Genomic DNA, 19,889 nt, shown 5'->3' with positions numbered 1-19,889 from the left:
TTTCTTCCTTTCAATTGAAACAAAGTGGTATAAATAATTTCTTGGATAATTATATAGCATTTTCAATCATCTTTTGAAGTTCAAATATTCTGTCCCTAAGTTTAGCAGCTTTTTCAAATTCCAGTTCCTTGGCAGCTTTTCTCATTTCTTTTTCTAGTTCACTTATCATTTTTTCAATAGATACCTTGTCTACTACTTCTGCTTTCTTGACACTATACGAAACTTTTTCCTCTGCTACTTTTGTGGCTTCTATTACATCTCTTATCCCTTTTACAATCGTTTTTGGGGTGATACCGTGCTTTTTATTGTAATCCATCTGTATGGCTCTTCTTCTATTTGTCTCATTTATGGCTTTTTTCATAGAGTCTGTTATAGTATCAGCATACATTATTACTCTTCCTTCAGCATTTCTAGCAGCTCTACCTATAGTTTGTATAAGCGAAGTTTCAGAACGCAAAAAGCCCTCTTTGTCAGCATCAAGAATGGCAACTAATGCCACTTCAGGTATATCAAGACCTTCTCTCAGCAGATTTATTCCAATTAGGACATCAAATTTTCCTAGCCTCAAATCCCTTATTATCTCCATTCTCTCTATCGTCTCAATATCTGAATGGAGATACTTCACTTTCACACCCATATCATTGAAATAGTCTGTCAAATCTTCCGCCATTTTCTTTGTCAACGTCGTCACTAATACGCGGTAACCTTTTTCTACAGTTATTTTTATCTCGCTTAAAAGGTCATCTACCTGCCCCTTAACAGGCTTTACTTTAACTTCAGGATCTACTAATCCTGTAGGACGTATTATTTGCTCCACAACCCTTTCAGAATGCTCCAGCTCATAAGGCCCAGGTGTTGCGGATACACATATAAGCTGATTTATCCTATCTTCAAATTCTTCAAATTTTAACGGTCTATTATCAAATGCTGACGGCAACCTAAATCCAAAATCTACTAAAGATTCCTTTCTAGCCCTGTCTCCATTGTACATCCCTCTAATCTGAGGTATTGTAACGTGGGATTCATCAATAAACATCAAAAAATCATCGGGAAAATAATCTAACAACGTATATGGTGGGCTTCCGGCAGGCCTCCCTGATATGTGCCTTGAATAATTCTCTATTCCTGAGCAATAGCCTACTTCTTGGAGCATTTCTATGTCATAATTTGTCCTCTGTTTAAGTCTCTCAGCTTCTAAAATTTTGCCTTGATCTTTAAGTTCTTTATACCTTTCTTCCAATTCCTTTTCAATGCTTTCTATTGCCCTTTTTAATTTTTCTTTTGACGTGGCGTAGTGGGAAGCCGGGAAAATAACCACATGGTTCCTCTCTCCAACTATTTCTCCAGTCAGTACATCTATCTCGGTAATCCTGTCTATCTCATCTCCAAAAAGCTCTATCCTGATAGCTTTATCAGATGATGATGCAGGAAAAACTTCGATGACATCTCCTCTTACTCTAAACTTGCCTCTGACAAAATTTATGTCATTTCTCTCGTAATGTATATCAACCAATTTTTTTAAAATCTCGTCTCTGTCTTTTACCATGCCTGGTCTTAGGGAAAGCATCAAGTCTTCATAATCTTCTGGATCCCCCAGTCCGTATATACATGAAACACTGGCAACAATTATAACATCCCTTCTCTCAAAAAGAGCCGCAGTAGCCGAATGGCGTAATTTATCAATCTCCTCGTTGATAGATGCATCCTTTTCTATATACGTATCAGTCTGTGGAACATATGCTTCAGGCTGGTAATAATCATAGTAACTTACAAAATATTCAACGGCATTTTCCGGAAAGAATTCTTTAAATTCTGAGCAAAGCTGAGCCGCTAAAGTCTTATTATGGGCTATAACAAGCGTAGGCTTATCAACATTTTTTATGATATTAGCCATCGTGTATGTTTTTCCAGAACCAGTAACACCAAGCAATGTCTGGCACTTAAGACCCATATTGACGCCTTCCGTCAATTTTTTTATCGCTTCTGGTTGATCACCTGTTGGCTTGTAGTCTGACACAAGTTTAAACTCACTCATGATTAACACCTTCTATAAATCCATTCCAAACATTTTATAATATTATACCATATATAAAAAATCAACACAAACATATGTTTTTAGCCGGCAAATGCCGGCTTTATATCAATCTTACTACACCATTTACGTATTTCGGAACTACTGAAAATTTATCTATAGTCGTACAGAACTCCACATCTTCATGAAAACCTAACTTTTCAATTCTGTTTAAATGATACCCATACTTCATTATGTTTAAAATATTGTCCTGAAATGATTTATATAAAAAATACGACGCTTTAGACAAATCATCACTTTCATACGGAGAAAGTTTCTCAAGCCTATCCAATATAGCACCGGCAGTAATGATATCATCGATAGAAAATTTCCCTTCTGTTCCGGCACAAATAATTACTACATCCTTATTTTCTTTGTAAATGTAATCTGCTACAGACGTCACATTTAGAAGACACCCAACGACTACATCATCTGATGATGAGGCTTTCTTTAATGCCCTCGTACCATTTGTTGTAGTTATTATAATAGTCTTGCCCTTCACAACATCTTCTGAATACTCCAGAGGTGAATTTGATAAGTCAAATCCTTCAATTTTTACAGCATTTCTTTCACCACCTAATAAAATCATATCTCTTTCTAAATGGCCAGAAATATTTATAGCATCTTCAATATCTACAACAGGAATTATCTCTTTTGCACCATTGACAAGAGCAGTAGTAATAACACTGGTAGCTCTCAATGTATCTATTACAACTACTACTTTACCTTTTAGAATTTTGTCGTAAACTGCATTATATGTCTCATAAGTTTCTACAAACACTTGCATGACCTCCTAGTTTTTCTTCCTGAATTTTCGGATTAGACTTTTTAACAAACCTCCATTTTCCATTTCATCTATACGATATATATTTTCCGGATAGCGTGGTACTACTAAAACACCGAGCCAATTTACGCCTTTGCAATTTCTGTATTCATATTTCACATAATTGCCATCAGGTTCCTTTACAATGATAAACAATATTGTGGGATTATTGTAAAGCAGCCTTTTTATATCTTCCTCACTATCTATAGGAATGTCGTTTATTTTCAATATGATATCGCCGGGTTTTAAGCCAATATGCTCAGCAGGAGAATTTTTCATTACAGACAGAATCATCAATCCATTGTCCTGTGATTCGAACAACGGCTTTCTGTTCCTTTCTTCCTTTTGGCCAATAATTATAAGTACCTCATGTGCTAATGGTCCAAAAATTGCGGCAACCCACTTAAAAATATAAATTTTACTTCCTAGTAAGGAAAATGTTATAAGAATTAAGCTAAACGCAAAAAGTCTCTTTGAAGATTTTTGTGCCCTTTTTTGTGGCATCTCCGTAAGTGCAATATCTCCATAACCCAATGCTGCAATTACAGGCATCATAATAAAAACTATGTTTTTTAAATTTGATGAAGGACCTAAAAGAGGCCACCAATCAGGCATATTTACAGATGATGCTCCACCTAGTATGGCTGTGGTCGTGGATAATGCCACAAAGGGGATTGGCCAGAATTTTTGCATGGTATATCCACCAGCTACTTTACCATTTCTCAGTCTTACAAAAATCGGTATGCTGTTTACAGAGCCATCAATGTATATAAGTATACTTTCCATTAAGTGAAGTATTCCGACTATAGCCATAAGGCCAGCTACATTAACATTAGGAAAGCCCGTTATTAAGCTTATGATTGATACAATGCCTCCTGCATAAGAGAAACATATATATCTAGGGTTTATAATCATCAATAATATTGCAAGAGGAAATACATACTCTATTCCTATATTGTCGATTGTTATACCCAGCAAAACTATGATTATGCTGCCTAAAATTCCCGTCAAAAACCCATATATGGTGGAATCCAGAACTTGATCCTTAAGAGAAGTCTGTTCTCTACCCACCATTTGTCTTTCAATTTCTATATTTTTTTTATACTGAAAAAATATAAAAGCTACAACTAACCACATAAGTGGGTTTAATATCATAAGAGCAATAGATTTTACTATCAGCCAGATTAACTTTAAATATACCATATAAACACCTTATTTGATTTCCGATTTTATTATGTCATATGCTTTTATAAGCTGTGTATCACCTTTTAAATCAGGTGTATCTGTCACAACGTAATTCTTAGGAAGCTCAACGACGTAATTTGGTTCAATGCCTTTCCCCTGAATATTTACTCCATTTGGAGTATAATACCTTGCTGAAGTATATTTAAGAGCAGTTCCATCGCCAAAATCTATAACTGATTGCACTAGACCCTTCCCAAACGTCTTGGTTCCAACCAGCACTCCAACTTTTCTGTCTTTTATGGCGCCAGCAAGGATTTCAGATGCACTGGCACTTCCGCCATTGACAAGTACGGCAATTGGCTTTTGCAATCCCGGACCTTTTGCATATATAACCTGATTATCCTTTTTATTTCTACCTTTAGTTGATACAATAAGCCCTTTCGGCAAAAGTTCGTCAGCTACATTGACACACTGCTCTAAAATCCCTCCAGGATTATCCCTCAAATCTATTATCAGTCCATTCAAACCCTGAGTTTTTAGATTATTCAGTGCTTTAGTAAAATCTGCCGATGTATTTTCATCAAACATCGTCATTTTGATGTAGCCTATTTTGTTTGGCAGCATTGTGCTGCTTACTGTCTGCAACTTGATTATCTCTCTCGTCAATGTCTTATTTATAAGTTTGTTATCCCTCATTAACACAAGTGAAACCTTTGTGCCTTGAGGCCCCTTCATTAAAGAAACAGCTTTATCTAAGTTATTTCCATTCACTTTTACATTGTCTACGGATACTATTATATCACCCGATTTTATTCCTGCTTTTTCACCAGGTGTGCCTTTCATTGGAGATACAACAACTATGTGTCCATCATTATCAACTGAAACTACGATGCCGACACCTGCATAAGAACCTGTCGTCTGTGTCGTAAAATCTTGATAGTCTTTTTTATCCATGTAAACTGTATACGGATCCCCCAGAGAGCTAGCAAGACCTTTTATAGAACCATCAACAAGTTTTGATTGATCTATTTTATCGACATAATCATTTGTCAATATGTTCTTAACTTGAAAAAGCTTGCTGTACTGCTGCATTAGCTCATATTCTTCTCTTGGTATAATGACAGCTTCGCCATAAGCAAGCGGTATAAGCCTTGTTAGATAAAATGTCAACATGCTGCTAATAAACACCAATAAAACCGCACCAGCAATTATCCTTTTTCTTTTCATGTATTATTTTCATTCCTTTCTACTATGTTAAGTCAAATATTAAACTGTCAACTTAATAAAAACAGTTCTTTAAATTATATGATGTTACATCTTATTATACAATAATATACTGATAAAAAAAATAGACCGGCTATTTTAACCAGTCCATTGGATTAACAGGCACGCCATTTTTTCGCACTTCAAAATGACAGTGGGGACCTGTTGATAACCCTGTACTTCCGGCCTTTGCAATCTGCTGACCTCTCTTTACTGTTTCGCCTACAGTTACCAGAAGTTGTGAATTGTGTCCATATAATGTAGTTATGCCACCGCCATGATCAATTATAACAGCATTTCCATATCCTCCGTAGTAGCCAGCATATATAACTTTTCCGTCAGCAGCAGCTACAATGGCAGCGCCATACGATGCTGCTATATCAATGCCTGTGTGTGTTATGTATTCATGCAAAATAGGATGATATCTTGTCCCAAATGGCGATGTTATTGTTGAACTGCTTGGAACAGGCCAGCCCAATTTTCCTCCTGAATAAACCGTATTGGAAGACTGCAGTTTAGCTATGGTACTCTCAAGCTGCTTTGACTGCTCTAATAAAGCTTTTTCTTGTTCCTCGTAAAGTGCTTGCTGCCTCTCTAAGTCCCTCATAAATCCTTCTCTTGAGGACAAAGCAACCTGTATATCTCTTTTTCTTGCTTCTACCTGATTTTTATAATTTTCTGCATCTTGCTTTGCTAAGGCCAACTGTTTCGTTTTATCCTCAACGATTTTTCTTTGCTCTTGATAAGAATTGAGAAGATTAACATCAAAGCCAACAAGTTTTTTTATCATATCAAGCCTCGTAACAAAATCTGCGAAACTTTTCGAGCTTAAAAGCACATCAAGATAGCCCGTCTCTCCTCCGCTTATGTACATGGCCCTAACTCTTTCCTTTAAGACGTCTTTTTGCTTAGCCTCTTCTTTTTTTGCTGCATCAAGTTCCTGCTGTGCCTTATTTAATTTTGCAATTGCATCATTTAATTTTGCCTGTGCGTCATTTAACTGCTTTGTAGTGTCATTCAATTTCATGTCTAAATCTTGAATTTCTTTTTGTATATCTTCCTTTTGATTTGCAATCTGGTTTTGCTTATTCTTATTTTGACTTATGGCATTTTGAATATTATTAAGTTTGTTTTTTGCATCTTGCAGTTGATCTGCTTTAGGAAATGAAGTTGTCAAAAGCGATACTGATACCAAAAACACAAAAATTATCTTTTTACATCTTCCTTCCTTCAATAATATACCTCCTCAGACATTTAAAAATCTTTTTATTGATATTCCACTACCAAGAGCACCTATTAAAGACCCTATGGCCAAAAAGTACATAAGCGTTTGCCTCAACACATTTCTTACAGGTAAAAGTGTAAAAATTACCAATTTGTTATTTACTAAGTCTGCAGCATAGCCGTATATTAAACCTAAAATCACAATAGCCAATATTGATCCAACTAGCCCTAGTACAATTCCTTCTACAAGAAACGGCCATCTTATGAACCAATCTGTTGCGCCGATGTACTTCATGATGTTAATCTCTCTCCTTCTTGCAAAAACACCAAGCTTTATCGTATTTGATATTATGACAACTGAAATTATAAAGAGAATAAGTATCACGCAAAGGCCAACTATCCTTATTATCTTTATAATTCCAAGCAGTTTATCTACAACGTCTTGACCATAGCTTACCTGTGTTACTCCATCAATCTTTTTTATCTCTTCTGCCACTTGCTTCATCATATTTGCATCAGTAACTTTTACAATAAACGATTGTGGCATTGGATTGTCATTTTCCAGTCCATTTACTAAATAGCTTTTGTCTCCTAACTGCTTTTTGAAATTATTTAATGCATCCTTTTTAGACTCAAAAGTTATGGATTTGACACCATCAATTGCCTTTATCTCATCGCCAACCTTTGTTACTTTTGACATATCATAGCTATCATTTATAAATGCCTTAAGCTCCAATTGTGATTCAACTTGATTTGCCATTGAATCAACGTTAAGTATAATTATCAAAAACAGTCCAAGTATTAACAGTGCCGCTGTCACAGACGTAATAGATGCAACAGTCATAGCCCTGTTTCTTTTAACATTTGTAAAGCCTTCTCTTATATAGTAAAAAGCCGTATTAAGCTTCATATCCGTAAGCACCTCTCATCTCATCTCTTACAATATTTCCTCTTTCAAGAGCAATAACCCTTTTTTTCATTGAATCTACAATGTCCTTAGCATGTGTAGACATAATTACAGTAGTTCCTCTTTTGTTGATTTCAGATAATAACTTTACTATCTCCCACGACGTATCAGGATCGAGGTTGCCTGTAGGTTCATCAGCTACAAGAATTGAAGGCTCATTTACAATAGCCCTTGCAATTGACACCCTTTGCTGTTCACCACCAGACAATTGCTGTGGGTATGAATTGGCTCTATCACTTAACCCAACAAGCGACAAAACCATTGGAACCCTTCTCCTTATATACTTTGGCTCAGCTTCCACTATCTGTAGTGCAAAAGCTATATTTTCATACACTGTTTTATTCGGCAAAAGTTTAAAATCTTGAAATACTACTCCTATATTTCTTCTTAAATAAGGCACGTCTCTTCTTTTTAATTTTGTTATATCTTTCTTGTCTACAAATATGCTTCCTGTCGTAGGAATTTCTTCTCTTAGCAATAGTTTCAATATCGTTGATTTGCCAGCACCGCTGGGTCCAACTAAAAAAACAAATTCACCATTGTCAATTGTAAAATTAATATTTGAAACGGCAATAATTTCATTTTTATACTTCTTTGAAACCCCAACAAATTTTATCATACCCTTTTACATCCCTTTCAAAATTGTTCTTGCTACAACCTACGTCAATAGCTTCACAAATGTCATTATTACTTTCAACATCACTGCATCGTTAAACTGCTTTGGATCAAAGCCTGTCAGTTTATGTATTTTATCTAATCTGTAAACAAGTGTATTTCTATGAATGTACAAATCTCTGGATGTCTCGCTTAGATTAAGGCTATTCCTAAAAAATGCGTTTAATGTAGAAACGAGCTCATCATCATTAAAATAATCTAATTCACCATTTGTCAAAGTTTCCAAAAATCTCTTTATCACGTCTTGCGGAATCTCTAAAAGCAATTCTTCTAATGCATAACTTCTGTAAAAATAGATACCTCTTTCATTGTTGTCAATCTTTTTGCCAAATTTTAAAGCAATACTTGCTTCTCTATATCCTTTGCTGATATCTATAAAATTGTACGCTTTATTAGAAACACCAATGTTTATCTTTATATATACTTCTGATTCTATTGTATCTTTTAAAGTCCTTGTGGCTTTATCTATGTCGACAGACACAGACTCTAAAAGCAATACCGCAAACTTGTTGCTACTTAAAATTACCGTTTGATAACTATTCTTTTCAAATATATGGCCCACAACTTTAAAAGCATCGTCAATCGGATCGTAGGATTCTATTATAATAACCCTGTATAAATTTTTTTCTTCAAGTTTATACTTTTCCATGTAATACTCAATCTCATCTCTACTCAAAACACCAATAAGCAATTTTAGTAGGAAATCCTCTTTTGATACCTGATTTCTTAAATGTTCAAAGCTCGTTGACAAAAGCATAACCGTGTTTTTTGCATTGTCGCCAGTGCCTTTTACACCAACAGTCAAAAAACGCCACCCATTTACAAATATGTTGTTAAATGTCATACCTTGCCATTCGTATACATCTTTTCTCTCCATAAATTCTCTATTTACAGCAAAAATTCCTTCTTTTTTTGATAAACTTTCATCACCTGAATAAATCAATTTACCTTCTTTATCAATGAGAAAAATAGGTTCTGTCACGTATTTCTGATAATCCTTAACAACTTTTCTTATACTATCGTAAATATTCATACAATACCACCTTAATATAAAGTATATTATAATTATACAATATTTTGTAGTAGAAAAAATAGGTATTGTAGAATTTATCATTATTTTGCTGTAAAATGTCAAATGCCTATTTTTACAAAAAACAATAAAAAAAATATTATTACAATGAATTTCAATTTTTTTATATTGCAATTTTCAAAAAATGTAATATAATATTGATAACACTCTTAACTCGTTAAAAGGTTAGCTCCATACAGTTTGCTGTGAAATTTTATACAGCATTGCATTTTTAAAAATTGCAGTTTGCAAAAAAAATCTTTCACATAAAATTTTTTAAGGGGGTTATAAAATGTTGAAAGAAGGAAATATCAGGATACCTTCTGGTTGCGCTATTAGCGGAATAATAGACAAATCGGGAGCAGTTTTTTCTGGTCAAATAATTGCTGATTCCATTGCAACGATGCATGATAGATCAAATGGTCTTGGTGGTGGCTTTGCTGCCTACGGCATTTATCCAGATTTTAAAGAACATTATGCGTTTCATATGTTCTATGACGACGCAAAAGCAAAACAGGATACAGAGGACTTACTAAAAGCAAATTTTGTTATTGCTTATGAAGAAAAAATACCAACACGAAAAACGCAAAGCATTAAAAATGCTCCTTTAATCCACAGATATTTTGTATTGCCAAAACTGGAAGTATTGAATGCCAGTGAAATGAATGACGAAGATTTTATAGTAAAATTTATCTTCAATGTAAATAAAAATATAGATGGCGCTTATATCTTCTCCAGTGGGAAAAATATGGGTGTTTTTAAAGCTGTCGGATATCCAGAAGATGTAGCCGAATTCTATAAATTAGAAACATACAATGGATACATGTGGACTGCCCACGGTAGATTTCCTACAAATACTCCTGGCTGGTGGGGTGGTGCACATCCATTCAATCTTTTAAATATTTCAGTTGTACACAATGGAGAACTTTCATCATATGATACAAACCGCAAATATTTAGAAGAGTTTGGATATTCATGTACACTTATGACCGACACAGAAGTAGCTGCATATATTTTTGATCTGCTTCTAAGAAAACATAAACTTCCAGTCACATTGGCTGCAAAAGTAATAGCATCTCCTCTTTGGAATCAAGTCGAGCGCTTATCTCCAAAGGAAAGAGAATTGTACTACAACCTTAAAATAATCTACAGCAAAGCTTTGCTAAATGGCCCATTTTCTATAATAGTAACTTACGATAATGGGTTTATTGCCATCAATGACAGAATAAAACTGAGACCCTTAACTGCTGCAAGTCAAGGGGACATGATATATGTTGCAAGTGAAGAATCCGCAATAAGAAGAGTTTGCAAAAATCCTGACAAGGTTTGGATACCTAAAGGTGGAGAACCTGTCATAGCCGAAATTGAGCAACAAAACATCTCAGAAATTTATGATAAAAAGGAGGTTACTGCATGAGCCTTAATTACCTCACTCCAGAATTCAAGGTATTAAGAGATTATGATAGATGTATAAATTGCAAAGTCTGTATGAGACAATGCGCCAATGAAGTCCACAGCTATGATGAAGATTTAGACAAAATGATAGCAGATGATTACAAATGTGTAAACTGTCAAAGATGCGTTGTAATGTGTCCCACACATGCTTTAACAATCATAAAACACCCTCAGGTGTTTCGCGAAAATGCAAACTGGACATACGACGCAATAAGAGATATATACAGGCAGGCAGAAACTGGAGGTGTACTTCTGTCTGCAATGGGAAATGACAGACCATATCCAATCTATTGGGATAAAATGGTAATCAACGCAAGCCAGGTTACAAATCCCTCAATTGACCCATTGAGAGAGCCAATGGAACTTAAAATATTTATAGGAAGAAAACCTGACAAGATAGAACTGGATGAAAATTTAAATGTAAAAACAAAGATGCCTCCGCAACTTAAATTAAATTTTCCTATCATGTTTTCTGCTATGTCTTATGGTTCCATAAGTTACAATGCTCATGCTTCACTGGCAAGGGCAGCAAAAGAATTAGGAATATATTACAATACTGGTGAAGGTGGTCTTCACAAGGATTTTAGAAAATACGGCGAAAACACCATCGTTCAAGTTGCATCTGGCAGATTTGGAGTTGATAGAGAATATTTAAAAACGGCAGCAGCAGTAGAAATAAAGATAGGTCAAGGTGCAAAGCCAGGAATCGGCGGACATTTGCCTGGTGAAAAAGTCAGCGAAGACATATCTGAAACAAGAATGATACCTGTCGGTAGCGATGCTATCTCACCTGCACCCCATCACGACATATATTCTATCGAAGACTTGAGCCAATTGATTTACTCATTAAAAGAAGCCACAGACTATAAAAAACCTGTCGGTGTGAAGATAGCCGCTGTAAACAATGTTGCAGCAATAGCATCAGGCATTGCAAGGGCCGGTGCAGATTACATTGCTATAGATGGGTTTAGAGGCGGCACAGGTGCAGCTCCAAAGCGCATAAGAGATAACGTAGGCATTCCTATTGAATTTGCAATAGCATCTGTCGACTCAAGACTTCGCTCTGAAGGCATAAGGCACACCATTTCCCTCGTCGCTGCAGGAAGCATTAGAAACAGTGCAGACATAATAAAAGCAATTGCCCTTGGAGCCGATGCAGTGTATATAGGTTCTGCAGCTTTAATCGCCATTGGATGCCATATGTGTCAACAATGTAATACTGGAAAGTGCAACTGGGGCATCGCAACTCAAGATCCAAACTTAGTAAAAAGATTAAATCCTGAAATTGGATACAAGAGGCTTATAAACCTTATTACAGCATGGGGACATGAGATACAAGAAATGCTTGGCGGTATGGGAATAAATGATATTGAAAGCTTAAAAGGCAACAGGCTGATGCTGAGAGGAATAGGCATGACCCAGAAAGAGTTAGATATATTAGGCATACTAGCCGCCGGTGAATAAGCTTTAATAATTATTTTTTTATCTATCATTTAATCATATATATCCATATTATACTGAATGAAAGGATTGAAATATATATGAAGAAGGTATATGCAAAGGAAGAAGTTTGCGTCGGATGCAAACTTTGCGAAGTATACTGCATAACGTCTCATTCAAAATACAAAGATGTGCTAAAAGCGTACAAATTGGACAGCACACGTCCAGCACCAAGAATCATAATTGAAGAAGAACGTCCTATATCTTTTTCATTACAGTGCAGACACTGTGACGATGCTCCTTGTGTCAAAGCCTGCATAACAGGAGCTATGCAAAAAGATCCTGAAACAGGAGTTGTGACTTGCGATACAGATAAATGTGTGGGATGTTGGACATGCGTTCTTGTTTGCAGCTTTGGTGCAATAGTAAGGGATTTAAATAACAAAATTGCTTCAAAATGCGATCTTTGTGCGGAAACTGGCGAACCCGCCTGCGTAAAAAACTGTCCTAACGAAGCTCTTGTATTCACAGAAGGAGGTATTTAGATGGATATAGTAATAATCGGAAACTCCGCTGCAATGGTTGGGGCAGTGGAAGCAATTAGAAAGCACGACAAGACATCAAACATAACAGTTATTTCCGATGAAAAATATCATGTTTATTCTAGACCGTTAATATCATACTACCTTGCAGATACTGTTACAGAAGAAAAAATGGCATATAGAAGTAAAGACTTTTATCAAAAAAATAATGTTAAAACGATACTTGGCACAAAAGCAGTATCTGTAGATGAGAACAAAAAGACAGTCATACTAGAAAATGGCGATTTAGTAAAATATGATAAATTATTAATAGCCACAGGCGGAAAGCCATTTATCCCACCTATTGACGGACTTGATAAGAAAAATATCCAGACCTTTATCAAACTTGATGAAGCAAAAAAATTAAAATCATCCATTAAACCTAATTCAAAAGCAGTAATAGTCGGAGGTGGATTGATAGGATTCAAAGCTGCAGAAGGACTTCATGCACTTGGTGCAGATGTGACAATAGTAGAACTGGCAGATAGAATATTAAGTACAATACTGGACAATGAATCCGCATCAATTGTTACAAAAAGATTACTAAAAGACGGCATCAAAATAAAAGTTGGCACTACAATTGATAAAATTGTCGGTGAAGATTATGTAAAAGAAGTGCATTTGAAAAATGGTGAAGTTTTGCCAACAGATATACTGATATTTGCCATAGGTGTAACTCCAAATACAGACGTTGTGAAGGGAACATCTATAAAAATCAATCGTGGCATATTGGTAGATAGAAATATGAAGACAAACGTTGACGATGTATACGCTGCAGGAGATGTTGCAGAAGGATTTGATATGCTTTTAAATTCAAATAGAGTTGTACCTATATGGCCTAATGCGTATATACAAGGAGAAACTGCTGGTTTAAATATGATCGGCATTGAAAATACAACAAACGGTATATTCCCCATGAATTCAATAGGATATAAGGATACTTACATCATAACAGCGGGAATTATAAATCCTCCTGATGAATCATATGATGTAATGGTAAAAGCAGATCTCGATAAAAATACTTACAAAAAGATCGTTCTTAAAGAAAATAACATCGTTGGATTCATATTGATAAATGATGTCGATAGAGCAGGAATATATACAGGCTTAATAAGAGAAAAAATTGACGTTACACCATTTAGAAATCAGCTTTTAAAAGATGATTTTGGATACATCAATTTCCCAAAGGACTTAAGAAAATCTAAAATGTTAGGCCAGGAGGTGCGATAAATGAAGACGATAGATGCACAAGACATGCATTACAAAGATCTAAATGAAATCATCAAAGAATTAGTTAAATCCGGCGAAGATGTAATCAATCTGAAAAACGTAAATGGTCAAAGATATATAGGAGATAATTTAAATGGCAAAACAAAAATCAACATTGAAGGAACTCCAGGCAATGACTTGGCAGCATTTATGGATGGCTTGACAATTGAAGTATTTGGCAATGGTCAAGATGCTATTGGAAATACTATGAATGATGGTAGTATTATAATACATGGGCATGTTGGTGACGTAGTAGGATACGGCATGAGAGGCGGAACAATGTATATAGAAAATGATGCAGGTTACAGAGTGGGCATTCACATGAAACAATACAAAGATAAAATCCCTGCCATTATAATTGGAGGAACTCCTGGCGATTTCTTTGGCGAGTACATGGCAGGTGGATGCATGATAGTATTGAATCTTAAAAACAAAAAAGATATAGTTGGCGAATATTGTGGAACAGGGATGCACGGAGGTGTAATATATCTAAGAGGAGATGTGGAAGACTACAAACTCGGAAAGGAAGTCATAAAAGAAGATGCAACAGATGATGACTTGAAAGTAATAAGCAAATATGTCAAAAACTTCTCATCCTACTTTGACTATGACTTTGATAAGATTATGAACCATAAATTTATCAAGCTGCACCCCGCTGGAAGCAGACCATATGAAAAATTATATGCATAAAATAAATATCCCCATAGGAAAATAACTTTTATCCTATGGGGTTTGTTTTTTATCTGTTTAATATTGTAACTTCCGTTTGCTTATCAAATAAGTGGAGTTTATTTGTATCTATGCCTATCTTAATAACATCGCCTGCTTTTGCTGTTGACCTTGGATCAACTCTTGCTGTTAACGGTTGTCCCTGCAGATCGAGATAAAGGTAAGTTTCTGAACCCATCAGCTCTGTAACATCAACTTTTGTCTCTATTACACTTTCTGGATATGCTTCAAGGAATACTTCCTCATCATGGAGGTCTTCAGGTCTTATGCCTAATACAACTTCTTTACCTATATAGCTTTCATCTTTTAATCTTTTCACAATTCCATCAGGAACTACAATTTTAAAACCTTTGAATGATGCATATACTTTTCCGTCTGAACTTTCAAGTCTTGCATCAATGAAGTTCATCTGTGGACTTCCAATAAAACCTGCCACAAACAAATTGTCTGGATGTTCGTATATAACCTGTGGCTTGTCAACTTGCTGTATGACACCATCCTTCATAACAACTATCCTTGAACCCATCGTCATAGCTTCTGTCTGGTCGTGTGTTACATATATAAATGTAGTCTGAAGTCTATCGTGGAGCTTAGCAATCTCTGTCCTCATTTGTACTCTTAATTTAGCATCAAGGTTTGAAAGAGGTTCATCCATAAGGAATACCTTCGGATTACGTACAATAGCACGACCCAATGCAACCCTCTGCCTCTGTCCACCTGACAGCGCTTTTGGCTTTCTCTTTAAATACTCTTCTATTCCAAGTATTCTAGCTGCTTCTTTTACTTTTTGGTCTATCTCTGCTCTCGGTACTTTTCTCAGCTTCAAGCCGAAAGCCATGTTGTCATAAACTGTCATGTGTGGATACAATGCATAATTCTGGAACACCATAGCTATATCTCTGTCCTTTGGTGGTACATCATTTACTAGCTTTCCATCGATATATAATTCTCCTTGACTTATCTCCTCAAGACCTGCAACCATCCTCAATGTCGTAGATTTTCCACATCCAGATGGGCCTACTAAAACTATAAATTCTTTGTCCTTTATTTCTAAGTTAAAATCTTTAACAGCCGTTACTCCACCTTGATATGTTTTGTATACATGTTTAAGAACAACATCAGCCATCTTTAGATATCCCCCTTAATATTGGTAAACGTTTGATACTTATATTATAATATTATTTTCAAACATTTCAAATATACAATACTTATGATATTTACACTCATTTTTTGTATATTATTCATTATCCTTGGCCTTTTTTCCTAATATTGTCCAAATATCTAAACCACAAATATACAAGTATTGAATCTATGGCAACAATTATAATGAACTGAATCATAATTCACCTTCCTTATCTTCTTACTTACTTCTCATCCACGGTGCTAACTTGAATATCGTAATGAAATTTCCTAATGACATTAAAGCTAAAATATCTATCACTATACTGTAAAAATAATGCCAGTGTATGTAATAAAGAACGCCTGAAAGCTTTAATGCATATTCAATCCCAAAAAACAGTGCCGTTGAAACAAAAATATTGATAAATCTAAGCATTCTATTCTTAGGATAAGTTTGAGCAAATATAGTTCCTATTGTAAATGGCGCTCCAAAAGTAAAGAAAAGTGAAGAATTAAAAATCTCTATAATATCGTTTTTAAAGTCATATAGTTTCAAGTGAAATGCCATGTTGTCAATTATTAACTGGCATATGACAGCTAGAATTCCTGCCCATATTGTATACTTTATCTGCTTTAAGTCTATAAGCAATATAAAAATTAACCATGAAACTATTGAAACTATCAGCCATTGCATAATATCACTCCCTTTGAAAGTGCTATTATTAATTATTCCCCCAACATTTTATTAATATGTTGACACAGGAAGTTTTTAATGGTATCATAGTAAAAAAATAAATACGTACCTCATCTTCCTTGAAGGTGAGGTAGAGGAGCGGAGAATCAAGAGTAGCATACATTAGGTTTTAAGGAACCGATGATTGTATGTGAAAGGGATAAATCCGCCGAAGCGTGTAGATACCTTAATATCTGCACAGCTGGGCCTATACATAATATGTATAGGACTGTCACAGATAGCTTTACCCAGGCTATTTGTGATGAGCTATCTCGCTTGGGGAAAGGAGGTATTTTTATGTATATTAAAGCGCAGCTAAAGAAAATACCTTAGCTGTTTTTATTTATATGGTGGTTTTTATAATTTAAATTATTAAAGCAATGGAGATGATTTTGTGTTTCAAGGAAACATGCGCATAAATTCAAAAGGACATTTAGAAATAGCTGGGTGCGATACAGTTAAAATAGCAAAACAATACGGGACTCCGTTATATGTTATAGATGAAGAACAGCTTAGAGAAAATTGTCGTTCATTCTACAATGGATTTAAAAGAAACTACCCCGGAAATGAAGTGATTTATGCCAGTAAGGCGTTTATGACTACCGCCATTTGTAAAATCATTGAAGAAGAAAATTTAGGCCTTGATGTAGTTTCAGGTGGTGAACTATACACAGCTTTAAAAGCTGATTTCCCTGTCAAAAATATTTATTTCCATGGTAACAATAAATCAGCAGATGAGCTTACTATGGCATTAGAATACAACATTGGCTGCATCATAGTCGATAACTGGTTTGAATTAAATATGTTAAATGAGTTAGCATTTAAAATGGGTAAAAAGCCTAATATCTACTTAAGGGTATCTCCAGGTGTTGAAGCACATACACATGAATACATCAAAACTGGTCAAATTGATTCAAAGTTTGGATTTCCGCTTTTTAATGGAGATGCGCTTGATGCTATAAAGTATGCACTAACATTGGATAATGTCAATTTAACTGGTCTTCATTGCCACATTGGTTCGCAAATATTTAGCTACGATTCATATAAGGCAGAAATTGACATTATGATGAATTTCCTAAAAAAAGTTAAAGATCACACTGGTTGGGAAGTTGGTGAACTTGATTTAGGAGGTGGATTCGGCATTGCATATGTGGAGGAAGATGATCCACAACCAATAGAATTAATAGCAAGCGAAATAATGAAATCTGTTGAAGAATATTCAAAAAACTTAAATATAAAAATGCCACATATCATCGTAGAACCCGGCCGTTCAATAATAGGAAATGCTGGTACTACATTGTATACAGTTGGCGCAATCAAAAATATACCGGGTGTGAGAAAATACGTTTCAGTTGATGGCGGAATGGCAGATAATATACGCACAGCACTATACGGTGCAAAATACAATGCAATTGTTGCAAACAAAGCTAGAAAAATCAACCTTGAAAAGGTGTCTATTGCTGGTAAGTGCTGTGAATCTGGTGACATGCTAATATGGGATATAGAACTTCCGCAACTTGAAAGTGGAGATATTATAGCTGTCACTTGCACAGGTGCCTACAATTACTCGATGGCAAGCAATTACAACCGTCTCCCCCGACCTGCTGCAGTACTTGTAAACAATGGTGAAGCAGATTTGATAGTAGCAAGGGAATCTTACGAAGACTTGATAAGAAATGACGTGATACCACAAAGATTATTAAATGAAAATAAAAAGATTATAAATTATTAAAAGGAGCAGATATTGCTCCTTTTGTCTGTTTCTAAATACTAAACTTATCTTGTTTTCAAACCTTAGCCATTTTCTGATGAAGTTTCAACACCCTCATCTGTCTCAGGCACGTCCGCATTCTTCGGAGCAACTATTGTCAAAATAACCTCATCAGGATCGTCTACCTTTTCAACTCCTTCAGGAACATTTACATCTTTTACAAACAATGTATCGCCAATTTTCAGATTCGATACATCTACCACAATTTCATCTGGAAGAGATGCAGGTAGTGTCTCTACATTAAGCTCCCATTTTTGGTGCTGAACAAGTAGGCCTTTGCTCTCAATGATACCAATACCTTCTATTTTTAATGGTACTGCTGCCTCAATTTTTTCATTCATAGAAACACGCTGAAAGTCAATATGTATCAGCTTTCCCGTCAAGTCATCTCTCTGTTCATCTTTCAATATTGCTTGATGTGTAGCACCATTTACTACTAGATTGAGGAGGACATTCCTGCCGTATTTTTGTACTATTGTGCGAAGCTTACCGGTCTCAACAGCCAGTGGAATGCTCTCCATGCCTTTTCCGTATAATATGGCAGGAATGTAGCCTTTTTCCTTTAATTTGCGGGCCGCATTCTTACCCGGTACTCTCAATACTGCTTCAAGTTCGACATTTTGCATTGTCTCTCCTCCTTCATGCTTATTATTATTTGATTTTTTCTTAATTATAACACTACAGCATGGAAATATCAAACTAATGCCTCTAAAATAAAATTTACAGTTGACTTATATCTTCTAATGTGGATATAATGTATTATGAAGTTTTATGCGCCTGTAGCTCAGTGGATAGAGCGTTCGGCTCCGAACCGGGAGGTCGCAGGTTCGATTCCTGTCAGGCGCATTAAAATATAATACTATTCGCTAACATATTATGTCATTTATTTTTTACCCTTAAAAAGCATCAGAAAAAGTTTGCTTATATTTATAACAGCGTAATTTTTCCCATGTATATATGTTTAAATTGCGCCCAAAATATATTTGGGTGATTTTATGAAATTAAATGCATATTTTTACAACTTAGAAAGCGCTAACAAAGCTGCTAATTATTTAAAAAACATGGGCTTCAAGGCATATGTGGATATTATCGATAAATATGCGGATACTTACAACGATAAGCAAAACATAGCTGGAACCGATACAGGACCAACTTTAGCATCATTAGTTTTAAAGTCAGGCTATCCTTTTGACATAAGAAAAAGCCCTTTGCTTATGTCAGATCCAATGATAAGCGGAATGGGTTATTATGACGAAATTACCGATGCAAATATCCAATTAAATGTGGAAGTCACTGATGACAAAACAAACGATGTAGTAAAAGTTATCAAATCTTTTGGCGGCTTAACATAGAGCTTTTAAAGCTCTATGTTTTTTATTGTGCGCCCGGCATGGGCGATAACTAGGCGGTGAAAGTCCGTTGTGGGCTTGGTAGTGGGAACCACTAGCTGAACCGCAAGGGTGTCCATCGCGAGGTGGAATCTGAAGGAAGCGGTAGGCAAAATCTCGGTCTGAG

Annotated in this window: 18 protein-coding genes, 1 tRNA gene and 1 riboswitch; of the genes, 8 read left to right on the top strand and 11 right to left on the bottom strand. The window is 35.5% G+C overall.

Features of this window, described 5'->3' with window-relative positions:
• Positions 1 to 49: 49 nt before the first annotated feature.
• The 8 genes from uvrB to J2Z80_RS02480 form a co-directional block, all read right to left on the bottom strand.
• On the bottom strand, positions 50 to 2,035 hold the full coding sequence (uvrB, locus tag J2Z80_RS02515) for an excinuclease ABC subunit UvrB (protein WP_209452984.1): 1,986 nt from the start codon (positions 2,033 to 2,035) through the stop codon (positions 50 to 52).
• Between the two features lie 100 nt (positions 2,036 to 2,135).
• The gene (locus J2Z80_RS02510; RefSeq protein ID WP_209452983.1) at positions 2,136 to 2,852 is read right to left on the bottom strand and encodes a 2-phosphosulfolactate phosphatase family protein; all 717 of its coding nucleotides are present in this window, start codon (positions 2,850 to 2,852) and stop codon (positions 2,136 to 2,138) included.
• A 12-nt stretch (positions 2,853 to 2,864) separates the two neighbouring features.
• On the bottom strand, positions 2,865 to 4,097 hold the full coding sequence (locus J2Z80_RS02505; RefSeq protein ID WP_209452982.1) for a PDZ domain-containing protein: 1,233 nt from the start codon (positions 4,095 to 4,097) through the stop codon (positions 2,865 to 2,867).
• A gap of 9 nt (positions 4,098 to 4,106) precedes the next feature.
• Positions 4,107 to 5,306 (bottom strand): S41 family peptidase, encoded by a 1,200-nt coding sequence (locus tag J2Z80_RS02500; protein ID WP_209452981.1) that lies wholly within the window; start codon positions 5,304 to 5,306, stop codon positions 4,107 to 4,109.
• A 130-nt stretch (positions 5,307 to 5,436) separates the two neighbouring features.
• Positions 5,437 to 6,576, bottom strand: coding sequence for a murein hydrolase activator EnvC family protein (locus J2Z80_RS02495; protein WP_209452980.1), 1,140 nt, complete (start codon positions 6,574 to 6,576; stop codon positions 5,437 to 5,439).
• Between the two features lie 12 nt (positions 6,577 to 6,588).
• Positions 6,589 to 7,476 (bottom strand): permease-like cell division protein FtsX, encoded by an 888-nt coding sequence (gene ftsX / locus J2Z80_RS02490; RefSeq protein ID WP_209452979.1) that lies wholly within the window; start codon positions 7,474 to 7,476, stop codon positions 6,589 to 6,591.
• Positions 7,466 to 8,152 (bottom strand): cell division ATP-binding protein FtsE, encoded by a 687-nt coding sequence (ftsE, locus tag J2Z80_RS02485; protein WP_209452978.1) that lies wholly within the window; start codon positions 8,150 to 8,152, stop codon positions 7,466 to 7,468. The genes ftsX and ftsE overlap by 11 nt, the downstream gene beginning before the upstream one ends.
• Positions 8,153 to 8,191: 39 nt before the next feature.
• Positions 8,192 to 9,241: a PucR family transcriptional regulator gene (locus J2Z80_RS02480; RefSeq protein WP_209452977.1), complete on the bottom strand. Its 1,050-nt coding sequence runs from the start codon at positions 9,239 to 9,241 to the stop codon at positions 8,192 to 8,194.
• 328 nt (positions 9,242 to 9,569) lie between these two features.
• Between J2Z80_RS02480 and J2Z80_RS02475 the strand changes: the two genes are divergently transcribed.
• The 5 genes from J2Z80_RS02475 (at position 9,570) to J2Z80_RS02455 (ending at position 14,712) form a co-directional block, all read left to right on the top strand.
• Complete coding sequence (locus J2Z80_RS02475; protein WP_209452976.1) at positions 9,570 to 10,694, top strand: class II glutamine amidotransferase; 1,125 nt, start codon at positions 9,570 to 9,572, stop codon at positions 10,692 to 10,694.
• Positions 10,691 to 12,196 (top strand): glutamate synthase-related protein, encoded by a 1,506-nt coding sequence (locus tag J2Z80_RS02470; protein ID WP_209452975.1) that lies wholly within the window; start codon positions 10,691 to 10,693, stop codon positions 12,194 to 12,196. Before J2Z80_RS02475 ends, J2Z80_RS02470 begins: the two co-directional genes overlap by 4 nt.
• A gap of 77 nt (positions 12,197 to 12,273) precedes the next feature.
• Positions 12,274 to 12,717, top strand: a complete 444-nt coding sequence (locus J2Z80_RS02465; protein ID WP_209452974.1) for a 4Fe-4S dicluster domain-containing protein — start codon at positions 12,274 to 12,276, stop codon at positions 12,715 to 12,717.
• On the top strand, positions 12,718 to 13,983 hold the full coding sequence (locus tag J2Z80_RS02460) for an NAD(P)/FAD-dependent oxidoreductase (RefSeq protein ID WP_209452973.1): 1,266 nt from the start codon (positions 12,718 to 12,720) through the stop codon (positions 13,981 to 13,983).
• Entirely contained in the window at positions 13,984 to 14,712 is a 729-nt protein-coding gene (locus J2Z80_RS02455) for a GltB/FmdC/FwdC-like GXGXG domain-containing protein (RefSeq protein WP_209452972.1), read from the top strand. It abuts the gene before it with no gap.
• Between the two features lie 49 nt (positions 14,713 to 14,761).
• On the opposite strand, the gene J2Z80_RS02450 is transcribed toward J2Z80_RS02455, so the two are convergent.
• Entirely contained in the window at positions 14,762 to 15,877 is a 1,116-nt protein-coding gene (locus tag J2Z80_RS02450; RefSeq protein WP_209452971.1) for an ABC transporter ATP-binding protein, read from the bottom strand.
• A 234-nt stretch (positions 15,878 to 16,111) separates the two neighbouring features.
• Positions 16,112 to 16,564, bottom strand: coding sequence for a CBO0543 family protein (locus J2Z80_RS02445; protein ID WP_209452970.1), 453 nt, complete (start codon positions 16,562 to 16,564; stop codon positions 16,112 to 16,114).
• A 123-nt stretch (positions 16,565 to 16,687) separates the two neighbouring features.
• Positions 16,688 to 16,881: riboswitch (Lysine riboswitch) on the top strand.
• 116 nt (positions 16,882 to 16,997) lie between these two features.
• On the opposite strand from J2Z80_RS02445, the gene lysA reads away from it, so the two are divergent.
• Positions 16,998 to 18,335 (top strand): diaminopimelate decarboxylase, encoded by a 1,338-nt coding sequence (lysA, locus tag J2Z80_RS02440; RefSeq protein ID WP_209452969.1) that lies wholly within the window; start codon positions 16,998 to 17,000, stop codon positions 18,333 to 18,335.
• A gap of 62 nt (positions 18,336 to 18,397) precedes the next feature.
• Here the strand turns inward: lysA and J2Z80_RS02435 are convergent, their stop codons facing one another.
• Positions 18,398 to 19,000: a 50S ribosomal protein L25/general stress protein Ctc gene (locus tag J2Z80_RS02435; RefSeq protein WP_209452968.1), complete on the bottom strand. Its 603-nt coding sequence runs from the start codon at positions 18,998 to 19,000 to the stop codon at positions 18,398 to 18,400.
• Positions 19,001 to 19,147: 147 nt separating this feature from the next.
• Between J2Z80_RS02435 and J2Z80_RS02430 the strand changes: the two genes are divergently transcribed.
• Positions 19,148 to 19,220: transfer RNA gene (locus tag J2Z80_RS02430), tRNA-Arg, on the top strand.
• Between the two features lie 149 nt (positions 19,221 to 19,369).
• A complete protein-coding gene (locus J2Z80_RS02425) occupies positions 19,370 to 19,726 on the top strand; it encodes a hypothetical protein (protein ID WP_209452967.1) in 357 nt (118 codons plus the stop codon).
• Positions 19,727 to 19,889 lie beyond the last annotated feature (163 nt).

Origin of the sequence: Thermoanaerobacterium butyriciformans, from assembly GCF_017874545.1 — a bacterium.
Taxonomy (GTDB): Bacteria; Bacillota; Thermoanaerobacteria; order Thermoanaerobacterales; family Thermoanaerobacteraceae; genus Thermoanaerobacterium; species Thermoanaerobacterium butyriciformans.
Note: the sequence above shows the minus strand (reverse complement) of the source record. Positions and strands in the feature narration are given on the sequence as shown.